At 63.1% G+C, this 16,425-nt stretch carries 16 protein-coding genes; 11 read left to right on the forward strand and 5 right to left on the reverse strand.

The window, feature by feature from the left end; translation table 11 throughout:
- Positions 1-11: 11 nt before the first annotated feature.
- From QBJ89_RS11030 to QBJ89_RS11040, 3 genes are all read right to left on the reverse strand, one after another.
- Positions 12-1,604 (reverse strand): carboxylesterase/lipase family protein, encoded by a 1,593-nt coding sequence (locus QBJ89_RS11030; RefSeq protein WP_277980547.1) that lies wholly within the window; start codon positions 1,602-1,604, stop codon positions 12-14.
- A gap of 130 nt (positions 1,605-1,734) precedes the next feature.
- A complete protein-coding gene (locus tag QBJ89_RS11035; protein WP_277980548.1) occupies positions 1,735-2,907 on the reverse strand; it encodes a multidrug effflux MFS transporter in 1,173 nt (390 codons plus the stop codon).
- Positions 2,908-3,194: 287 nt separating this feature from the next.
- The gene (locus QBJ89_RS11040; protein WP_277980549.1) at positions 3,195-4,091 is read right to left on the reverse strand and encodes a LysR family transcriptional regulator; all 897 of its coding nucleotides are present in this window, start codon (positions 4,089-4,091) and stop codon (positions 3,195-3,197) included.
- 106 nt (positions 4,092-4,197) lie between these two features.
- Here QBJ89_RS11040 and QBJ89_RS11045 point away from each other — a divergent pair, with 106 nt between their 5' ends.
- The 3 genes from QBJ89_RS11045 (at position 4,198) to QBJ89_RS11055 (ending at position 6,702) form a co-directional block, all read left to right on the forward strand.
- Positions 4,198-4,758 (forward strand): flavodoxin family protein, encoded by a 561-nt coding sequence (locus QBJ89_RS11045; protein ID WP_277980550.1) that lies wholly within the window; start codon positions 4,198-4,200, stop codon positions 4,756-4,758.
- A 110-nt stretch (positions 4,759-4,868) separates the two neighbouring features.
- On the forward strand, positions 4,869-5,621 hold the full coding sequence (locus QBJ89_RS11050) for a carboxymuconolactone decarboxylase family protein (RefSeq protein WP_277980551.1): 753 nt from the start codon (positions 4,869-4,871) through the stop codon (positions 5,619-5,621).
- Between the two features lie 181 nt (positions 5,622-5,802).
- Positions 5,803-6,702, forward strand: coding sequence for a LysR family transcriptional regulator (locus tag QBJ89_RS11055; RefSeq protein ID WP_277980581.1), 900 nt, complete (start codon positions 5,803-5,805; stop codon positions 6,700-6,702).
- 21 nt (positions 6,703-6,723) lie between these two features.
- Here QBJ89_RS11055 and QBJ89_RS11060 read toward each other — a convergent pair whose 3' ends face one another.
- Entirely contained in the window at positions 6,724-7,071 is a 348-nt protein-coding gene (locus tag QBJ89_RS11060; protein ID WP_277980552.1) for a cyclophilin-like fold protein, read from the reverse strand.
- Between the two features lie 167 nt (positions 7,072-7,238).
- Positions 7,239-7,997, reverse strand: a complete 759-nt coding sequence (locus QBJ89_RS11065) for an SDR family NAD(P)-dependent oxidoreductase (RefSeq protein ID WP_277980553.1) — start codon at positions 7,995-7,997, stop codon at positions 7,239-7,241.
- Positions 7,998-8,175: 178 nt separating this feature from the next.
- Between QBJ89_RS11065 and QBJ89_RS11070 the strand changes: the two genes are divergently transcribed.
- The 8 genes from QBJ89_RS11070 to QBJ89_RS11105 all read left to right on the forward strand — a co-directional run bounded on the left by QBJ89_RS11070 (position 8,176) and on the right by QBJ89_RS11105 (position 16,359).
- Positions 8,176-8,877, forward strand: coding sequence for a RibD family protein (locus tag QBJ89_RS11070; protein WP_277980554.1), 702 nt, complete (start codon positions 8,176-8,178; stop codon positions 8,875-8,877).
- 200 nt (positions 8,878-9,077) lie between these two features.
- Positions 9,078-10,289, forward strand: a complete 1,212-nt coding sequence (locus tag QBJ89_RS11075) for an MFS transporter (RefSeq protein WP_277980555.1) — start codon at positions 9,078-9,080, stop codon at positions 10,287-10,289.
- 4 nt (positions 10,290-10,293) lie between these two features.
- Positions 10,294-11,313: an XdhC family protein gene (locus QBJ89_RS11080; protein ID WP_277980556.1), complete on the forward strand. Its 1,020-nt coding sequence runs from the start codon at positions 10,294-10,296 to the stop codon at positions 11,311-11,313.
- Between the two features lie 87 nt (positions 11,314-11,400).
- Positions 11,401-12,039 (forward strand): aldehyde dehydrogenase iron-sulfur subunit PaoA, encoded by a 639-nt coding sequence (paoA, locus tag QBJ89_RS11085; RefSeq protein ID WP_277980557.1) that lies wholly within the window; start codon positions 11,401-11,403, stop codon positions 12,037-12,039.
- Positions 12,036-12,986, forward strand: coding sequence for an FAD binding domain-containing protein (locus tag QBJ89_RS11090; protein ID WP_277980558.1), 951 nt, complete (start codon positions 12,036-12,038; stop codon positions 12,984-12,986). The genes paoA and QBJ89_RS11090 overlap by 4 nt, the downstream gene beginning before the upstream one ends.
- Before the next feature lie 4 nt (positions 12,987-12,990).
- The gene (gene paoC / locus QBJ89_RS11095) at positions 12,991-15,198 is read left to right on the forward strand and encodes an aldehyde oxidoreductase molybdenum-binding subunit PaoC (RefSeq protein WP_277980559.1); all 2,208 of its coding nucleotides are present in this window, start codon (positions 12,991-12,993) and stop codon (positions 15,196-15,198) included.
- Positions 15,199-15,232: 34 nt separating this feature from the next.
- On the forward strand, positions 15,233-15,841 hold the full coding sequence (locus QBJ89_RS11100; RefSeq protein ID WP_277980560.1) for a cysteine hydrolase family protein: 609 nt from the start codon (positions 15,233-15,235) through the stop codon (positions 15,839-15,841).
- A gap of 107 nt (positions 15,842-15,948) precedes the next feature.
- Complete coding sequence (locus QBJ89_RS11105) at positions 15,949-16,359, forward strand: (R)-mandelonitrile lyase (RefSeq protein WP_277980561.1); 411 nt, start codon at positions 15,949-15,951, stop codon at positions 16,357-16,359.
- Positions 16,360-16,425 lie beyond the last annotated feature (66 nt).

Genomic DNA, 16,425 nt, shown 5'->3' on the forward strand with positions numbered 1-16,425 from the left:
GAAGTGCGAACTCAGTAGAGGCCGGACTTGTCCCAAAAGTCGCAATGATGTGCGGTGGCAAATCGGCCCGACACCATCCGAGCGTTCGGCAGCAAGAAGGTCTGAAAGTTGTCCTTCTTCGCGTCATACCGCGGCCACGTGCTTTCGCGTGATGTGATCTGGCTGAGGTGAGCGAAGTAGCCGACCATCTCGTCTGAGAGCTTCGTTTGCAGCGGGTTGAGCGTAATGGTGACATCGGCACCACCGCGGAACCCGGGAAACAGATAGGCCAGTTCGTAGGTATGAGCGGCCAGCATTGGGAACGACATCGGGCCGACGTAAGACGGTGCCGTCCGATCGCCGAACTCGTAAGCGTAGACGGGGATCTTGTCGGAAAGCGACCGGTTCAGCGCCCGCGCGGTGCAGGCGAACATGCTGTCGGTGCTTGCTGCCGCGTAGGCCTCGCTCGGCGAGACATATTCCGTCAGTGGGTACTCACGCAGGACCTGCGGCAGCATCTTCGTGCCATACAGGCCGGTGAGTGCCGTCGCGTACCCCCCCTCGGTGAGCGGCTTCCCGGTCAACAGCTCGGGCAGTGCGATGAAGAAGCGACCTTCGTCGCGTGTGGTCCCGTTGACCAGCGTGACCTTGTTGACCCGACCGGTTCTGAACGCGTCGGCCGGGTGGATCGGCAAGGTCTGGCCGTCGATAACGAACTCGTTAAGCGTATACGGGCTCTGAGCATCGAGAATGCGCTTGGTGGGCAAGCTCCGCAGGCATGCGACATCGTCAGGTCCGCATCCGACTGCTTTCGCGAGCCCCGCACCAGCCTGTTCTGCTACGGGGAGCGGGCGCGGCGCGCCAAAGCCGGGATGGCGCGTCATTACGCCGGCGCCGCTCATCGCGATGGCGTGCTGAAACAGCCCGGCGGATGTGGGTGACGCAACGTGCGCCATCACGCTGTTCCCACCGGAAGACTCCCCGGCGATCGTGACGTTGGCGGGGTCTCCGCCGAAGGCGGCAATGTTCTGCTGCACCCAGCGAAGCGCGGCCTGCTGATCCATCAGCCCGTAATTGCCAAAAGCATGCCCCTCGCGATCGATCGCGGGGTGTGCAAAGAAGCCGAAGGCGCCCAGTCGGTAATTGATGGTGACGACGATTGCCTTCCCGTCGACGGCAAGCTTGGCCGGGTCGTAATCCGCTCCCTGGCCGACCCAAAGGGACCCGCCGTGGATCCACACGAACACCGGCAGTTTCTGCCCCGTGTTGGCGACCTCAGAGCCCCTGTAGACATTCAAGTACAGGCAGTCTTCGCTGCCGCCGGCGCGGGCGAATACGCCGAGGTCTGAATTCTGCGAGCAGCTGCTAGGAAGCGTGTTTGCCTTCCTCAGAACCGTCCACGGTTCGCTCGCCTCGGGCGGCTGCCAACGCAGCGGTCCCACAGGCGGCTTGGCGTAAGGAAGGCCAAGCCAGCTATCCAAGCCTTTTGCCGAGACGCCGACGATAGGACCTGACGCCGTTTGAACCGCCAGGGGATCGAGCGTTTGTGCTGAACCAGCGACGACAGGGTTGAGCACGGCTAGGAAGGCAGCCAGGGCTATGCGTGTTTTGAGGAGGCTTTTCATCGGAGTTCCTTGTTCGTCCTCCTCGAAATAGTCTGTTCGCGGCTAATCGATTAGCCATGGCGAACAGCATGTTATCATGTGCTCGGTGCATAGATCGTGGCGGCAAACGGCCATGCTACTAGACGAGCAGTCAGCCGCGGACCTTGCTCAGATTCCGCGCCCACATGGCACATACGAGCGAACCGGCCCCTGCAACCGCAACAACCGCCCCGAGCGGCCAGGCCGTCCCGTCAGCGAATGCGCCGACCAGTGCAGATCCGATCATGCCGCTGCCATATTGGATGGCGCCGACCAGCGCCGACGCGCTGCCGGCCATCTCTGAGAAGTCGGCCAGAGCGCCCGCAAAGGAGTTGGCGATGACCAAGCCGGTCATGGACACGAACACGAAGAGCGGCACAACGAGGCCTATCAGACCGCCCATGTCAGAAGAGGCTGTGACAGCGAGTGCGCAGCCCGCCAGGGCGGCGAGCCCGGCGCCAATGGAGAGCATCCGCGACGCGCCAAAGCGCGTCACCAGCCTCGCATTCACCAGGTTGCCGATCATGACGCCGACGATGCCAGCCCCAAACAGAAGGCCGTAAAGGCTTGCCGGGACATGGTGATAGCTGATGTAGGCAAAGGGAGAGCCGGCAACGTAAGCAAATGTGCCGGCGAAGAAGAAACCGCCAGCACAGCTAAAAGCCATGAACCGACTGTTGCGAAGCAGGACGCCGTAGCCTTTGAGCGACCGGCTAAACGACAACTCGCTTCGCCGATCCGCGCCGAGCGTTTCTGGCAGAGCGGTCAGTGCACACAGCGTCGCGACGCCCACGCCGACCAGTGTCCAGAAGATCGCTCGCCATCCTGCAATGGCAAGTATCTGTCCCCCGATGATCGGACCAATAAGCGGTGCGATGCCCATGGCGATCATCAAGGTCGATAGCATGCTGGCCGCTCGGTCGCCTTCATAGAGATCCCGCACCATCGCACGAGATAGAACAACCCCTGCACAGGCGCCGAACGCTTGTACGAGGCGCCAGCCGACGATTGCTGCTGGTCCGTCGGCGGTGGCACAACCAGCGGATCCTATCGCGAAGATTATGATCCCGATCGCCGTTGGTATGCGACGACCGAACCGGTCACTAATCGGTCCCCATGCTAGCTGGCCGAGACTAAATCCTACGAGATAGCCAGAAATCGTCCACTCGAGCACGCCCGAAGATGTCTGGAGGGCGGCAGCCATTGCTGGCATCGCCGGAAGATAGATGTCGGTCGATATCGACGCGAACGCCATCAAAAGGCTGAGAATGGCCAGGACCATCATCGGTTGACGGCCGTCCGCGTGCTGCATCGAAGGGTGCGGCACTCTAGCGCTATTCGAGCGCACTTCAACTAAGACCTGGGCTGTGTTTATCGGTTGAGATCTGCATGCCAAACGCTCCGCTTCGCCTGACGGATTCAGGCCTGCTACCTCCACGATGTGGCATCCCTGGTTTTGGGGATAAGGTACCGTGATCGGCATGAGATTATGCAAATCGTTCATAGATCGCGATTGGCTGCGTGTTGTGAGCAGGAGCCAAGCTAATACGCAGTGCACGATGGCAGCCTTCGTCAGCTGCCCATCAGGTTATTCGCAAGATGGTCCAGTGCTACACGCAGCCGCGGCGGCATGTGCAGCATCGTCGGCCAGACGGCATAGGTCTGCAAAGGGGGTGCGATCGCATCGGGAAGAAGCCTGACCAGCGACCCGTCAAGGATGTGATCTTCGACGAGCCAGTCTGGCATCAGTGCGACCCCGAGGCCGCGCAGAGCGGCGTCTACGATCGCATCCTGACTATCAAATTGGAGCCGCCATTTCAGAGTGGCGACCTGCGGCTGCCCACTGGCATCGTTGAATGCCCATGCATACAGCTGGTCACCGCGCCAGTACACAAGTGCATCGTGCTCGGCGAGATCATCGATCGTCTGGGGCGTTCCTCGTTGTTGAAGGTAAGCGGGAGAGGCGCAGGCAATCTTGGTCTGAGTTGCTATCCGGCGGGTACTGAGCCCAGCACCAGCACTTGTCCCACCGTTGCGGATGGCGATGTCGAAGCGACCACCCACAATATCGACAACTGTGTCGCTAAATCGAAGGTCAAGCTCGAGCGCTGGATACCGCTCCGCCAGGTCAAGGAGCAGCGGCGCGATCTTCTTTCGTCCGAAAATGATTGGAGCAGAGACCTTAAGGCGACCGACCACCTCGTGACGTCCGCTTTCGAGCATGACTTCAGCCGCGCGTAATTCGTTGATCGCACGCTGGCACCGTTCGTAATAGAGCTGACCCTCCTCGGTCAGGATGCTCGATCGGGTCGACCGCAGGAATAAGCGAACCCCGAGCCGGTCCTCCAGACGTGCGATCGCCTTTCCTACCGCGGAGCGGGTTAACGACAGCCGCTCCGCCGCTCGAGCGAAGCTGCCCGCCTCAACCGCCGCGACGAAAACCGGCACATCATCGAAGCTCTGACGCATCGTCCACTCTGTATCCTGGCAGGCTACACTGAATAGCCCAAATGTCGCCTCTGTAAAAGTAGGGGACCCACTATCTGGTGAGGCGTACTCTCACAAGGATAGCAAAATGAAGGTTGCCATCGTTTATGACAGCGGCTTTGGCCACACCGCCAAACTTGCTGCGCATGTCGCCAAGGGCGTGGAAGAGGTGGAGGGAGCGACGGCAACCCTCATGGCGGTGCGCGACGGCGCGGTTGATTGGAAGGCGCTCGAGGAAAGCGACGCCATCATCTTCGGATCACCCACCTACAATGGTCTTGTCAGTGCGCAGCTAAAAACCTTTATGGAGGAGTCGACCCGCACCGCCTGGATCCCGCAGAAGTGGCGCAACAAGATCGCGGCCGGCTTCACCAACTCGGGTTCTATGCATGGCGACAAGCTGAACTCGCTCGTTTCCATGGCGCTGTTCGCCGCTCAGCACGGCATGATCTGGGTTGGGCTCGATCTATTTCCAGGCAAGAGCGACGGCGATCTCAATCGGGTCGGCAGTTGGCTGGGTGCAATGGCCTTTTCCGACGACGCGCCCGCCGATGTTACCCCGCCTGACAGCGATCTGCGAACGGCTGCGTACCTCGGCAAGCGCGTTGCAGAGGTTGCGGCGAAATTTGCCGGGACCGCTACTAACTAGGCGTACGCCGTCCAAGGTGTGCGCGGGCGCTTGCAGCGTAAGTCGCTGCTCCGCCCGCTCATCACACCTTCGGAAGACCGCACGATCCGCGATAAGGACGGACAGAGGCGATGACGGAATCCAACGATGTGAACTCGGCGATGTTCGCCATGCTGGACGCTGTTGCTCCACCGCTCGCCCCCTACACCCGCGATCGGATAATTGACGAGCTTTGGCACCGCCCTGGTCTGTCGACACGAGATCGTGCGATCGTGACACTCGCGACCCTCATCGCTCGTAACGCGGCGCAAGCCTATCCGTACTATACCAACAAGGCTCTCGACAGCGGCGTGGCGCCCGTCGAAGTTTCGGAGCTTGTGGTGCATCTCGCTTTCTACGCGGGCTGGCCGTCCGCCGTCGGGGCGTTGGCAGTGATTAAGGACGTGTTTGCGTCACGAGGTATCGGCCGCGACGCTCTCGCACCGTGCGAGCTGGATCTGCTGCCTTCAACAGCCATCCCGGACGGCGTTGGCCAAGATGCGTACATTGGAAGCGAAGTGGCAAGCGTATCCCCCGCCCTTGCACATTTTAGCCGCGACCTCCTTGATCAGGAGATTTGGCGGCGGCCGGACCTTGCACCTCGAGATCGAAGCCTAGCCACCGTAACTGCGCTCGCAGCTCTGGGGCAAACCGAGCGTTTCCCCCTCTACGTTAGCCGCGCCATCGCGCTGGGCGTTACGACCGAGCAGCTCGGCGAAGCGCTGGCTCATACCGCATTCTACGGCGGATGGGGACTGGCCCATCAGGCGGCGCTTGCGTTGGGGAGGTCGCTGCAGCTTGAAACAGGGGCAACCCAGCAGCTGCGCGACCCAACGACGCTGTAACGAACGGCTGGCTTGGCATGGTCTGATCGCCCTCCACGCCTGAAAGGAGCCTGAGGACGAAGTACGGGTGCGCTCGATCTTTGCTCAGCGGCGCCTCTCTGTGCTAATGCACGGTAATCATAGATTGATGACGCTTTTGCGGCCGCAGTTCACAAGATTGATCAAAGGGGCAGCGCGGAACGTGCAACGGGACGACTTGAACGATCTCCACGCGTTTTCAGTTATCGCCGAGGAATGCAACTTCACGAAGGCGGCAGCGCGTTTGGGCATGTCGCAGTCGGCTTTGAGCCATGCGCTTCGCCGTCTCGAGACGAGGCTCGGCATCCGCTTGCTCATTCGAACGACCCGCAACGTCGCGCCCAGCGAAGCAGGGATGCGTCTTCTGGCGCGGCTTGCGCCGGCTCTGGAGAATATCGAGGAGGGGCTAAGGGCCGTCGGAAACCTCCGGGAGACACCATCGGGCACAATCCGGATCACGGCGTCGGAGCACGCTTGCGACACCGTGCTGTGGCCGGTCCTGAAAGATTGGCTTCCGCAGTACCCTGAGATCGAGGTCGAGCTTAGCATCGATCAGCGCATGACCGATATCGTCGACCACCGGTTCGATGCCGGCGTCAGGATCGGCGAAGCGGTGGCCAAGGATATGATCGCAGTGCGGATCGGTCCAGATCTGCGTCTAATAATCGTCGGGGCACCCTCTTACCTGGATCGACACGGGGTCCCAAAAACACCGCAGGACCTAATATCCCACCGGGGCGTCAATCTGCGACTCCTAAGCGCCAATACGATCTATTCGTGGGAGCTTGAGAAGGACGGGCATGAGGTCAGGATCAAACTCGAGGGTTCGCTGATTTTCGACAGCCCCCGGATGGTCTTACGCGGCGCTATGGACGGCTTCGGTCTGGCGTTCGTCAACGAGAACGAAGCCGTGCCCCATCTTGCAAGCGGCGCACTTCGCCAAGTCCTCTCCGACTGGACACCGCCGTTTGCCGGCTATTATCTTTATTACCCGAGCAGGCGGCAGCAGTCCGCCGCGTTCTCACTCCTTGTAGAGCGATTGCGAGCGAACGTGCGGGGCTGATGCGTCAACAAATGGCCTGCGCTACGGCAGTTCGTGTATCGTCACCTCTAGCGTTCCCGACCCGCTAAGTCCAGTTATCTCCCCCTCGATGCGCCCAAGACGCACCAAGCCCGGAGAATGATGGCCTTCTTTATAGAAGATCGCGAGATTGCCCCAGGGCGCGTAGAACGTGACGTCTCCCCTGACGGGCGTGATTGCCGCGGCCGCCCCGTCCGGCGTAAGCTTGCGCGGCAAGTCACCGACCTTCTCCGTGCTGGCATAATCCTTCAGCGTCAGCTTCAGAGGCAATTGGGCACGAAAGTCTCGCGCCGATGGGCTATTGGCCAAGCGAACCTGCCAGCGTTGTGCCCCGCTTACGATCTCAATCATCGGCGTGCTCTGCGTACTCGTAATCCCTGGAGTATGGGATGGGGCTGTCGCGGTGGGTTGCCGCGACGACCCTGCCTGCCCGCAACTCGCCAGCGCGACCGATGCCACCGCCAAGGCGGTCGGCATCAACTCAATGTTCCCGGTCGACACCGATCGCGCTCGCATGATCAGAGGGACCAACCGCCGTCGACGACGATCGCCGAGCCGGTGACGAACCCGCCCATATCCGATGACATCCAAAGGACCGCCTCGGCGATCTCCTCGGGCTTGCCGAGCCGGCCGACCGGCTCAAGATCGATCGCCTTCTGGATGTCGCCATCCGTGAAGCGGTCCATCATGGGCGTCTCGATATTGCCCGGCAGGACCGCATTCACCCGGATGTTCTGCTTGGCGTAATCGAGCGCGGCCGACTTGGTGAGGCCGATGATCGCGTGCTTTGACGCCGCGTAGGCGGCGCCACCAGGAACACCCTTGATCCCGGCGCCTGAGGACGTGTTGACCACCACGCCGCTGCCCTGCGCCACCATCTGCGCGAGCTCATGCTTCATGCAGACGAACGTGCCGCGCAGGTTGATGTCGAGGATGCGATCCCACTCCTCCAGCGGGATCTCCGCGACCGGGAACGCCTTGTTCTCGACACCCGCGTTATTGAAGGCCACATCGAGGCGGCCGAATGTGTCGACGACCTTCTTGACCGCCGCTTCGACGTCTTCCGGCTTCGAGATGTCGGCTGCGATCGTCAGCACCTCGCCGCTCCCGGCGTTGCGCACGGCAGCTTCGACCTCCTGGAGAGCATCGACGGTGCGATCGAGAATCGCGACCTTCGCACCTTCCGCCGCGAAAGCGACTGCCGCGGCGCGACCGATGCCGCTCGCGGCGCCGGTGACGAAAGCAACTTTATTAGTGAAGCGTGCAGCGTTCGGCATGAGTTGTCCTTTGGATGAATGGACCGGCGTCCGCCTGTTGCGGTGCCGAGAGGAGCAAAGAACGGCTGCCTCTCGCCATGCTTCCATGACTCGTTCTCAACGTAGCGTTGCGAATGCATCATGCCGCGAGAGCTCGGATGGTGAGTTATCTGGTCAAGCGAAGACGCGAGGATTATCAATGCGACCACGGATTACCTGCCACATGGCGAGCAGCCTTGATGGCCGTATCTTGCCCGAACGCTGGTCGCCTCGCGATGCCCATTCCCACGAAGCCTATGATCGGATTCACGACCGGCTTGGCGGCGGGTCATGGATCGTCGGGCGCGTCACGGCGCAGGAGTTTGCCACAGGCGAAGCCTATCCCCCACAAACGGACCTGAGTTTTCCGCGCGAGGCGTGGCTGCCTCAACCTGACGCATCCGCCTACGCCGTTGTCGCAGACGCCCACGGCAAGATCGCCTGGGGTCGCGCCGATATAGGCGGCGATCCGATAGTCGTTCTGCTGACGGAGCAGGTATCCGACGCTCACCTTGCGGGCCTGCGCGGCGATGGCGTCGGCTATCTTTTCGCCGGGGTCGACGAGTTGATGTTCGAGCAGGCGATCGCGACGCTCGGCGATCTGCTTGGTATCGACCACCTTCTCCTGGAGGGCGGCGGACATATCAATGGCGCGTTCCTACAAGCCGGGCTGATCGATGCGATCAGCCTGATGATCGTCCCGGCTGTAGACGGCAGCGCGGGTGCGCCGGCGGTCTTCGATGGTCCCGAGCGGCCTGGCTCAGACCTCCTTCCGCTCACCCGTCTGACGCTCGAAGAGCAGGTAATTCTTGACGGCGGTATCGTGTGGCTGCGCTACCGGGTCCATTACCCGGAAAGCTGACGTGACGCTGCTGTGTTGAGCAACGCTCACTGCTGCATGGACCTGCGACCGGATTGTTGCTGCAGCGGCCGGGGCATAGATCCACCGAGTACGCGGCCCGTCCTCCCCCGACACCGGGCCGCGCGCGCCCGAACCTCGCGCTTGTGTTCCCCCTCACATGCCAGGTTCGGGCGCCCCCGAGACAACAGGAAAAGACGATCATGGTGAGCCTCGCCGCCACGGCATCGACCGGTCTAGCCGGCCACGACGACAAACCGGCACGCTGGGGTGCTGTCTACGCGATGGCGCTATGCACGTTCGTGCTGATCGCATCCGAGTTCATGCCCGTCAGTCTGCTGAGCCCGATTGCCCAGACCCTGGCGCTGACCGAGGGGCAAGCCGGTCAGGCCATCGCCATCTCGGGTGTGTTCGCGGTCGTCACCAGCCTGTCGCTCACCACTGTCCTGGGCACGCTGGATCGACGTCTGGCCCTTCTCGGATTGACCGCGTTGCTGGTCGTCTCCGGCGCGATCGTGGCCTTCGCACCGAACTACGCCATCCTGATGGGCGGGCGGGCGCTACTTGGGGTCGCGATCGGCGGTTTCTGGTCGATGTCGACGTCGGTGGTCATGCGGCTGGTCCCGGAGCAGTCGGTTGCCAAGGCGCTTGCGATCGTGAACGGCGGCAATGCTCTCGCGACGGTGATCGCGGCGCCGCTAGGCAGTTTTATGGGGGGGCTGATCGGGTGGCGTGGCGCCTTCTTCTGCGTCGTGCCCGTCGCCGTTGCCGCGATCGTCTGGCAGGCAATAAGCCTGCCCGCCCTTGTGGTGACGACCAAGGGTAGCGCCCGCGGCATGTTCGCGCTTCTTAAGCGTCCTGCGGTCCTTCTCGGGCTTATTACCGTGGCCTTACTCTTCGTCGGCCAGTTCGCGCTCTTCACCTATCTTCGTCCCTTCCTCGAGCAGGTGACGCATGTCAGCGTCTCGATGCTTTCTGGGCTGCTGCTGGTAATCGGCGTCGCTGGCTTCATTGGCACCCTGGTGATCGGGCGTGTCATCGAAACGGGCCTCAACCGTACGCTGATCGCTATCCCTGCGATCATGGCGGCGGTCGCCGTCTCGTTGGCACTTTTCGGCGGTTCGACGGCTACGGTTGCCCTGCTACTCGGCATTTGGGGTTTCGTGGGTACTGCGGCACCGGTGGCTTGGTGGACCTGGCTTGCCCGCACCGTTCCGGGTGACGCGGAAGCTGGTGGCGGGCTGATGGTCGCTATCGTGCAGCTCGCGATCACGCTTGGAGCCACAGGGGGCGGCATCGTGTTCGATGCTGCGGGCCCCGCGCCTGAGTTCCTGGCGAGTGCCGGGCTCCTCGTACTTGCCACCCTGTCGGCCTTGGCGGTCGCGCGGCTCGACAAACGGATGGGGATCATCTGAGCCCATGAAGCAGGCACTGCCTATCCTTCGCTTTCTAGCGGATCGATCCGCTCGCGGCGAAGGCACCGTGCTGGTGACGCTGACCGACGTCACCGGTAGCGCCGCCCGGGCACCCGGTGAGCATATGGCAGTTGCGGAAGACGGCACTGCGGTCGGCTCCTTTTCAGGCGGGTGCGTCGAGGCAGCGGTTATCGCCGAGGCGCTGGATGTGCTTTCCGCTCGACAGGGACGGCTAGTGCGCTTCGGTGCCGGTTCGCGCTACATCGACATCCGGCTGCCCTGCGGGGGCGGCATCGACCTTCTGTTCACCCCCGTGCCCACCATCGACCAGCTAACAGCGGCTATCGCGATGCTGGAGACGCGCCGGCCGGTGACGCTTCGATTGACCGAGAGCGGCGCCTTCGTCGCTGCGCCGGCAGCTCGAATGGACGAGGCTGGATGGATCGGTGGTGAATTCCGTATCCGGCATGACCCGGACCTGCGTGTCGCCATCCTCGGGCACGGTGCCGAGCCGATGGCGCTTCACGACGCCGCGGCGGCCTATGGCGCACAAACCCTCATTCTGACCCCACAGAGCAGTCTCGTCGATGAAGCGAGCAGCCGTGGCATTGAAGCGCACCTTTTGCGCACTCTCGGCCGCTCCGAGCATCTGACGATCGATCGTTGGACGGCAGTCGTGACGCTGTTTCACGACCATGATTGGGAGACCGCACTGCTTCTTCAGGCGATCGACGGCGAACCCTTCTTTATCGGCGCCATGGGAAGCCGAAAGACCCATGAGGAGCGTCAACGGCGTTTGCTGGCGGCGGGCGGCGAGCGATCAGCTGTCGAGCATATCGTTGGCCCTGTAGGTCTTCTTGCAGCGTCACGTGACCCCCGCACACTTGCTCTCTCGGTCATGGCGCAAGTTGTCCAAGCCTATGAGCAGGCTGCTGCAACCCGGCAAGTCGGGTGGTCAGTGAGTGGAGTGCACCGTTTCATTGAGCGTCAGTCAGCGCGCGATTGCGAACCGCGCGCGTTATAACAGCTGCGCGGCGTTGCCGCTGGCCGAACGACGGCCGCTGGCTGAACAATAGTCCGGGGATGCTCCGGGCAGGAAGGACACATACCCATGCCGGAGACCTCCGAACTGGAGCTATCGCGCCGCGGCGTGCTGACCGCTGGCGCTGCCACCGCAGCGCTTGTCGCCGCTCCTGTATCCGCTGCGCCAATGGCCATCGCCCCCTCCCCGCCCACGCCCGCAATGCAGGTTCGTTTCAAGGTGAACGGCGAGCGGCGCGAGCTGTCGCTGGATCCGCGCACGACACTCTTGGATGCGCTGCGCGAGCATCTGCATCTCACCGGCACCAAGAAGGGGTGCGACCATGGCCAGTGCGGTGCCTGCACCGTCATGGTGGACGGTGTTCGCATCAATTCGTGCCTCAGCCTGGCGGTGATGCATGAGGGCGACGAGATCACGACGATCGAGGGCCTGGGCACGCCGGACAAGCTGCATCCGATGCAGGCGGCGTTCGTGAAGCATGACGGGTATCAGTGCGGCTACTGCACGCCCGGTCAGATCTGCTCCGCAGTCGCGGTGCTCGACGAGATCAAGCGCGGTGTCCCCAGCCACGTCCAGGGCGACCTGACCGCGAAGCCGACCGCGACGAACGTCGAAATGCGCGAGCGCATGAGCGGCAACATCTGCCGCTGCGGTGCCTATTCGAACATCGCTGAAGCCATGGCCGAAGTCGCGGGAGCAAAGGCATGAGAGCTTTCACCTACGAGCGCGCCAAGGATGCGAGCGCAGCGGCACGCGCCGTCACCGCGAATCCGGCCGCCAAGTTCATCGCGGGCGGCACGAACCTGCTCGATCTCATGAAGATCGAGGTGGAAACGCCAACGCATCTGGTCGACGTACAGGATCTCGGCTTCGACAAGATCGAGGCAACGCGGGAAGGCGGCCTGCGCATCGGTGCGCTGGTCACCAATACCAATCTGGCGGCCGAGGAGCGCGTCCGCCGCGATTATGGCGTGCTGACCCGTGCGATCGTCGCGGGCGCGTCAGGCCAGCTGCGCAACAAGGCGTCGACCGCGGGCAACCTGCTCCAGCGGACGCGCTGCCCGTATTTTTACGACACCAACATGGCGTGCAACAAGCGCAAGCCGGGGTCGGGTTGTGCCGCTATCGGCGGATATTCACGCCAGCTCGGCGTCATTGGCGTCAGCGACAGCTGCATCGCAACGTTCCCGGGCGACATGGCCGTCGCCATGCGTGTGCTGGACGCGGTCGTCGAGACCGTCGATGCAACCGGTCAGCGCCGTTCGATCCCGATTGCCGATTTCCATCGGCTGTGGGGTGACAAGCCTGAGCAGGACACCGTGCTGAAGCAGGGTGAGCTGATCACCGCGGTTACGTTGCCGAAGCCGCTGGGCGGCAAGCATTTCTACGAGAAGGTGCGCGATCGCGCCTCGTACGCCTATGCACTCGTATCCGTCGCCGCGGTGATCCAGCCCGACGGCACCGGACGCGTCGCCTTTGGTGGCGTCGCCCCCCGCCCCTGGCGTGTCGAAGCGGCCGATGCCCTACTACCGCGCGGCGCCGCTGCGGTGACGGCGCGCGCGTTCCAGGGCGCAACGCCGACAAAGGACAACGCATTCAAGCTGCCGCTCGCCACACGCGCGCTCGCCTCCGTCCTCGCCGAAGCGAAGGCATAATCCCATGAAGTTTGAAACGCCCGCTACAACCAACCCGGTCGATCGCATGAAGGTCGTCGGACAGGCCAGAAGCCGGATTGATGGCCCGCTCAAGACAACCGGCACGGCGCCGTATGCCTATGAGCATCATCGTGAGATCGAGAACGTTGCCTATGGCTATGTCGTGGGCGCCGCGATCGCCAAAGGGCGCATAAACGCCGTCGACACAGCAAGCGCCAAGGCAGCGCCCGGTGTCGTCGCGGTCGTGACTTCGGGCGACGTGGGCAAGCTCGGCAAGGGTAAGTACAACACCGTCAAGCTGCTGGCCGGCCCGGATGTCGACCATTACCATCAGGCGGTCGCCGTCGTCGTCGCAGAGACGTTCGAGCAGGCACGGGCCGCTGCCGCACTGGTGCGGGTCGACTATGTGCGGACCAACGGCCGGTTCGATCTCGATGCGGCCCTGAAGACAGCGCCCCTGACCGATGCGGACAAACCCGGCAAGGGTGAGGACCGCGTCGGCAAGTTCGAAACGGCTTTCGCATCGGCAGCGGTGAAGCTCGACGCCGAATATACGACGCCGGATCACAGCCATGCGATGATGGAACCGTTCGCATCGATCGCGGCATGGGATGGCGATGCGCTGACGGTTTGGACGTCGAACCAGATGATCGACTGGGGCCGCACCGATCTTGCCACGACGCTCAACATGCCCAAGGAGAAGGTCACCTTCCTGTCGCCGTACATCGGCGGTGGCTTTGGCGGGAAGCTCTTCCTGCGAAGCGATGCGGTGCTGGCAGCACTCGGTGCAAAGGCAGCCGGTCGTCCGGTCAAGGTCGCCATGAGCCGGCCTTTCATGGCGAACAACACGACGCACCGTCCTGCCACCCGTCAGCGTATCCGGATTGGTACGACCAAGGATGGCACGATTACCGCGATCGCCCACCAGAGCGGTTCGGGTGACCAACCCAATGGCAGCCCGGAGGCTGCCGTTCTTCAGACGAACCTGCTCTACGCCGGTGCCAATCGCCTGACGTCGATGCGGTTGGCAGTGCTCGATTTGCCGGAAGGCAATGCGATGCGAGCACCGGGCGAGGCCCCGGGCCTGATGGCGCTCGAGGTTGCGATGGACGAGATGGCGGAGAAGCTCGGCATGGATCCGATCGCCTTCCGCGTGAAGAACGACACGCAGGTCGATCCGAAGGACCCCAAGCGGCGCTTCTCGCAGCGACAGCTGGTTCGATGCCTGAGCGAGGGCGCGCAGCGTTTCGGCTGGTCGCAGCGCAACGCGACCCCGGCACAGGTGCGTGACGGACGTTGGCTCGTCGGGATGGGGGTCGCCTCGGCATTCCGCAACCACATGAACATGCCGTCGGGCGCGCGCGTGCGGCTGGGCACGGATGGCGTTGTGACGGTGGAGACCGACATGACCGACATCGGAACCGGCAGCTACACCATCATAGCGCAGACAGCCGCGGAAATGATGGGGGTGCCGGCCGATAGCGTGATCGTGAAGCTCGGCAACTCCACGTTCCCGGTGTCCGCCGGTTCGGGCGGCCAGTTCGGTGCCGCGAACTCCACCGCAGGCGTCTATGCCGCCTGCGTGAAGCTGCGCGACGCAGTGGCACAACGGCTTGGCTACAATTCGGCAGATGCCGTGTTCGACAGCGGCAGGGTCACCAGCGGCAACCGGTCGGCCGCATTGCGACAGGCGGCGTCTGCGGGCGAACTGGCCGCGGAAGACAAAGTGGAGTTCGGCGACCTCGACAAGACCTGGCAGCTGTCCACGTTCGGCGCCCATTTCGTGGAGGTCGGGGTCAACATGTACACCGGCGCTACGCGCCTGCGCCGCATGCTGGCGGTCTGTGCGGCCGGGCGCATCATCAATCCGACGACCGCGCGCAGCCAGGTGATTGGTGCGATGACGATGGGCGTCGGCAGTGCGTTGATGGAGGAACTGGCCGTCGACAAGCGCTTCGGCTTCTTCGTGAACCACGACCTCGCCAGCTACGAGGTGCCGGTCCACGCCGATATCCCGCACCAGGAAGTGATCTTCCTCGACGAAGCCGACGACAAGGCCAATCCGATGAAGGCCAAGGGTATCGGCGAACTCGGCCTGTGCGGCGTCGGCGCAGCAGTGGCGAACGCCGTCTACAACGCAACCGGCGTTCGTATCCGCGACTACCCCCTCACCCTCGACAAGCATCTAGACCGGCTGCCGGCGGTGGCGTGAGCCACGCCGCGCCCGGGGCGAATGGAGAATGACGATGACACCCGACACCACCGCCCTGTTGCTGATCGAGTACCAGAATGACTTCGTGAGCGAAGGCGGCGCCCAGCATGACGCGGTGAAGGCCGTGATGGCCGATACCGGCATGCTGGCGCACAGCCGCGCCGTCGTGGAACAGGCGCGCGCCCGCGGTGTGACAGTGATGCACGCGCCAATCAGCTTTGCCGCAGGCTACCCCGAAATGCCGGCGGATCCTTATGGGATTCTCGCCGGCATCAAGCAGGCGCAGGCCTTTCAGAAAGGGAGCTGGGGCGCAGCGATCGCCGATGCCATGGCGCCGGTCGATGGCGACATCGTGATCGAGGGCAAACGCGGTCTCGATTGCTTCGCCAGCACCAATATCGATTTTATCCTGCGTCAGCGCGGCATGACCGATCTCGCCATCGCAGGTTTCCTGACCAACTGCTGCGTCGAGTCGACCATGCGCTCCGCGTATGAGCGTGGGTTCGGCGTCGTGACGCTAACCGACTGCACCGCGACCCTCAGCGCTGCAGAGCAGCAAGCGGCGGTCACGCAGAACTTCCCGATGTTCTCCCGTCCGATGACCCACGACGCTTTCCTTGCCGCGCTGGAGGGCGGCGCATGACGTGCGACACGTCGACGGTTCAGCTCAGGCGGGGCTCGGCTGCCCGGCTGTAAATCCTCCTCGCTTGCGGCGACCATTCTGCGGCCAAGAACAACAAGGAACCTAGAATGACCGAGATCAATCGCAAGGCCGACCAGAAGACGGTCGATGGACCCGCCGAGAACTTCACGGGCAAAACCACGGTGACGATGCTCTTCCAGCGCGAAGAACCCTCGCGCGTCTCGGGTGCCCGCGTTCATTTCGAGCCAGGGGCCCGCACCGCATGGCACACGCATCCGCTCGGCCAGACGCTGATCGTCACCGAGGGCGTGGGCTGGACGCAGGTGGAGGGTGGCCCCGTTCTCGAGTTCCATGCCGGCGACGTCCTGCTCTGCCCTGCCAAGGAGAAGCACTGGCACGGCGCCACGCCGACCCAGGGGATGACCCACATCGCCGTTCAGGAAAGTGAAAATGGGTCGCCGGTGACGTGGATGGAGAAGGTCTCCGACGACGATTACCTGAAGGGTCCGGGTCGCTGATCGAGCGTGTTTACGTGCTTCGTGCCCCGCGGCGCGACGGCAACGATGCCCCGCTTGCTAGCCAGG

The organism is Sphingomonas phyllosphaerae (genome assembly GCF_029623345.1).
GTDB classification, from domain to species: domain Bacteria; phylum Pseudomonadota; class Alphaproteobacteria; order Sphingomonadales; family Sphingomonadaceae; genus Sphingomonas; species Sphingomonas phyllosphaerae_C.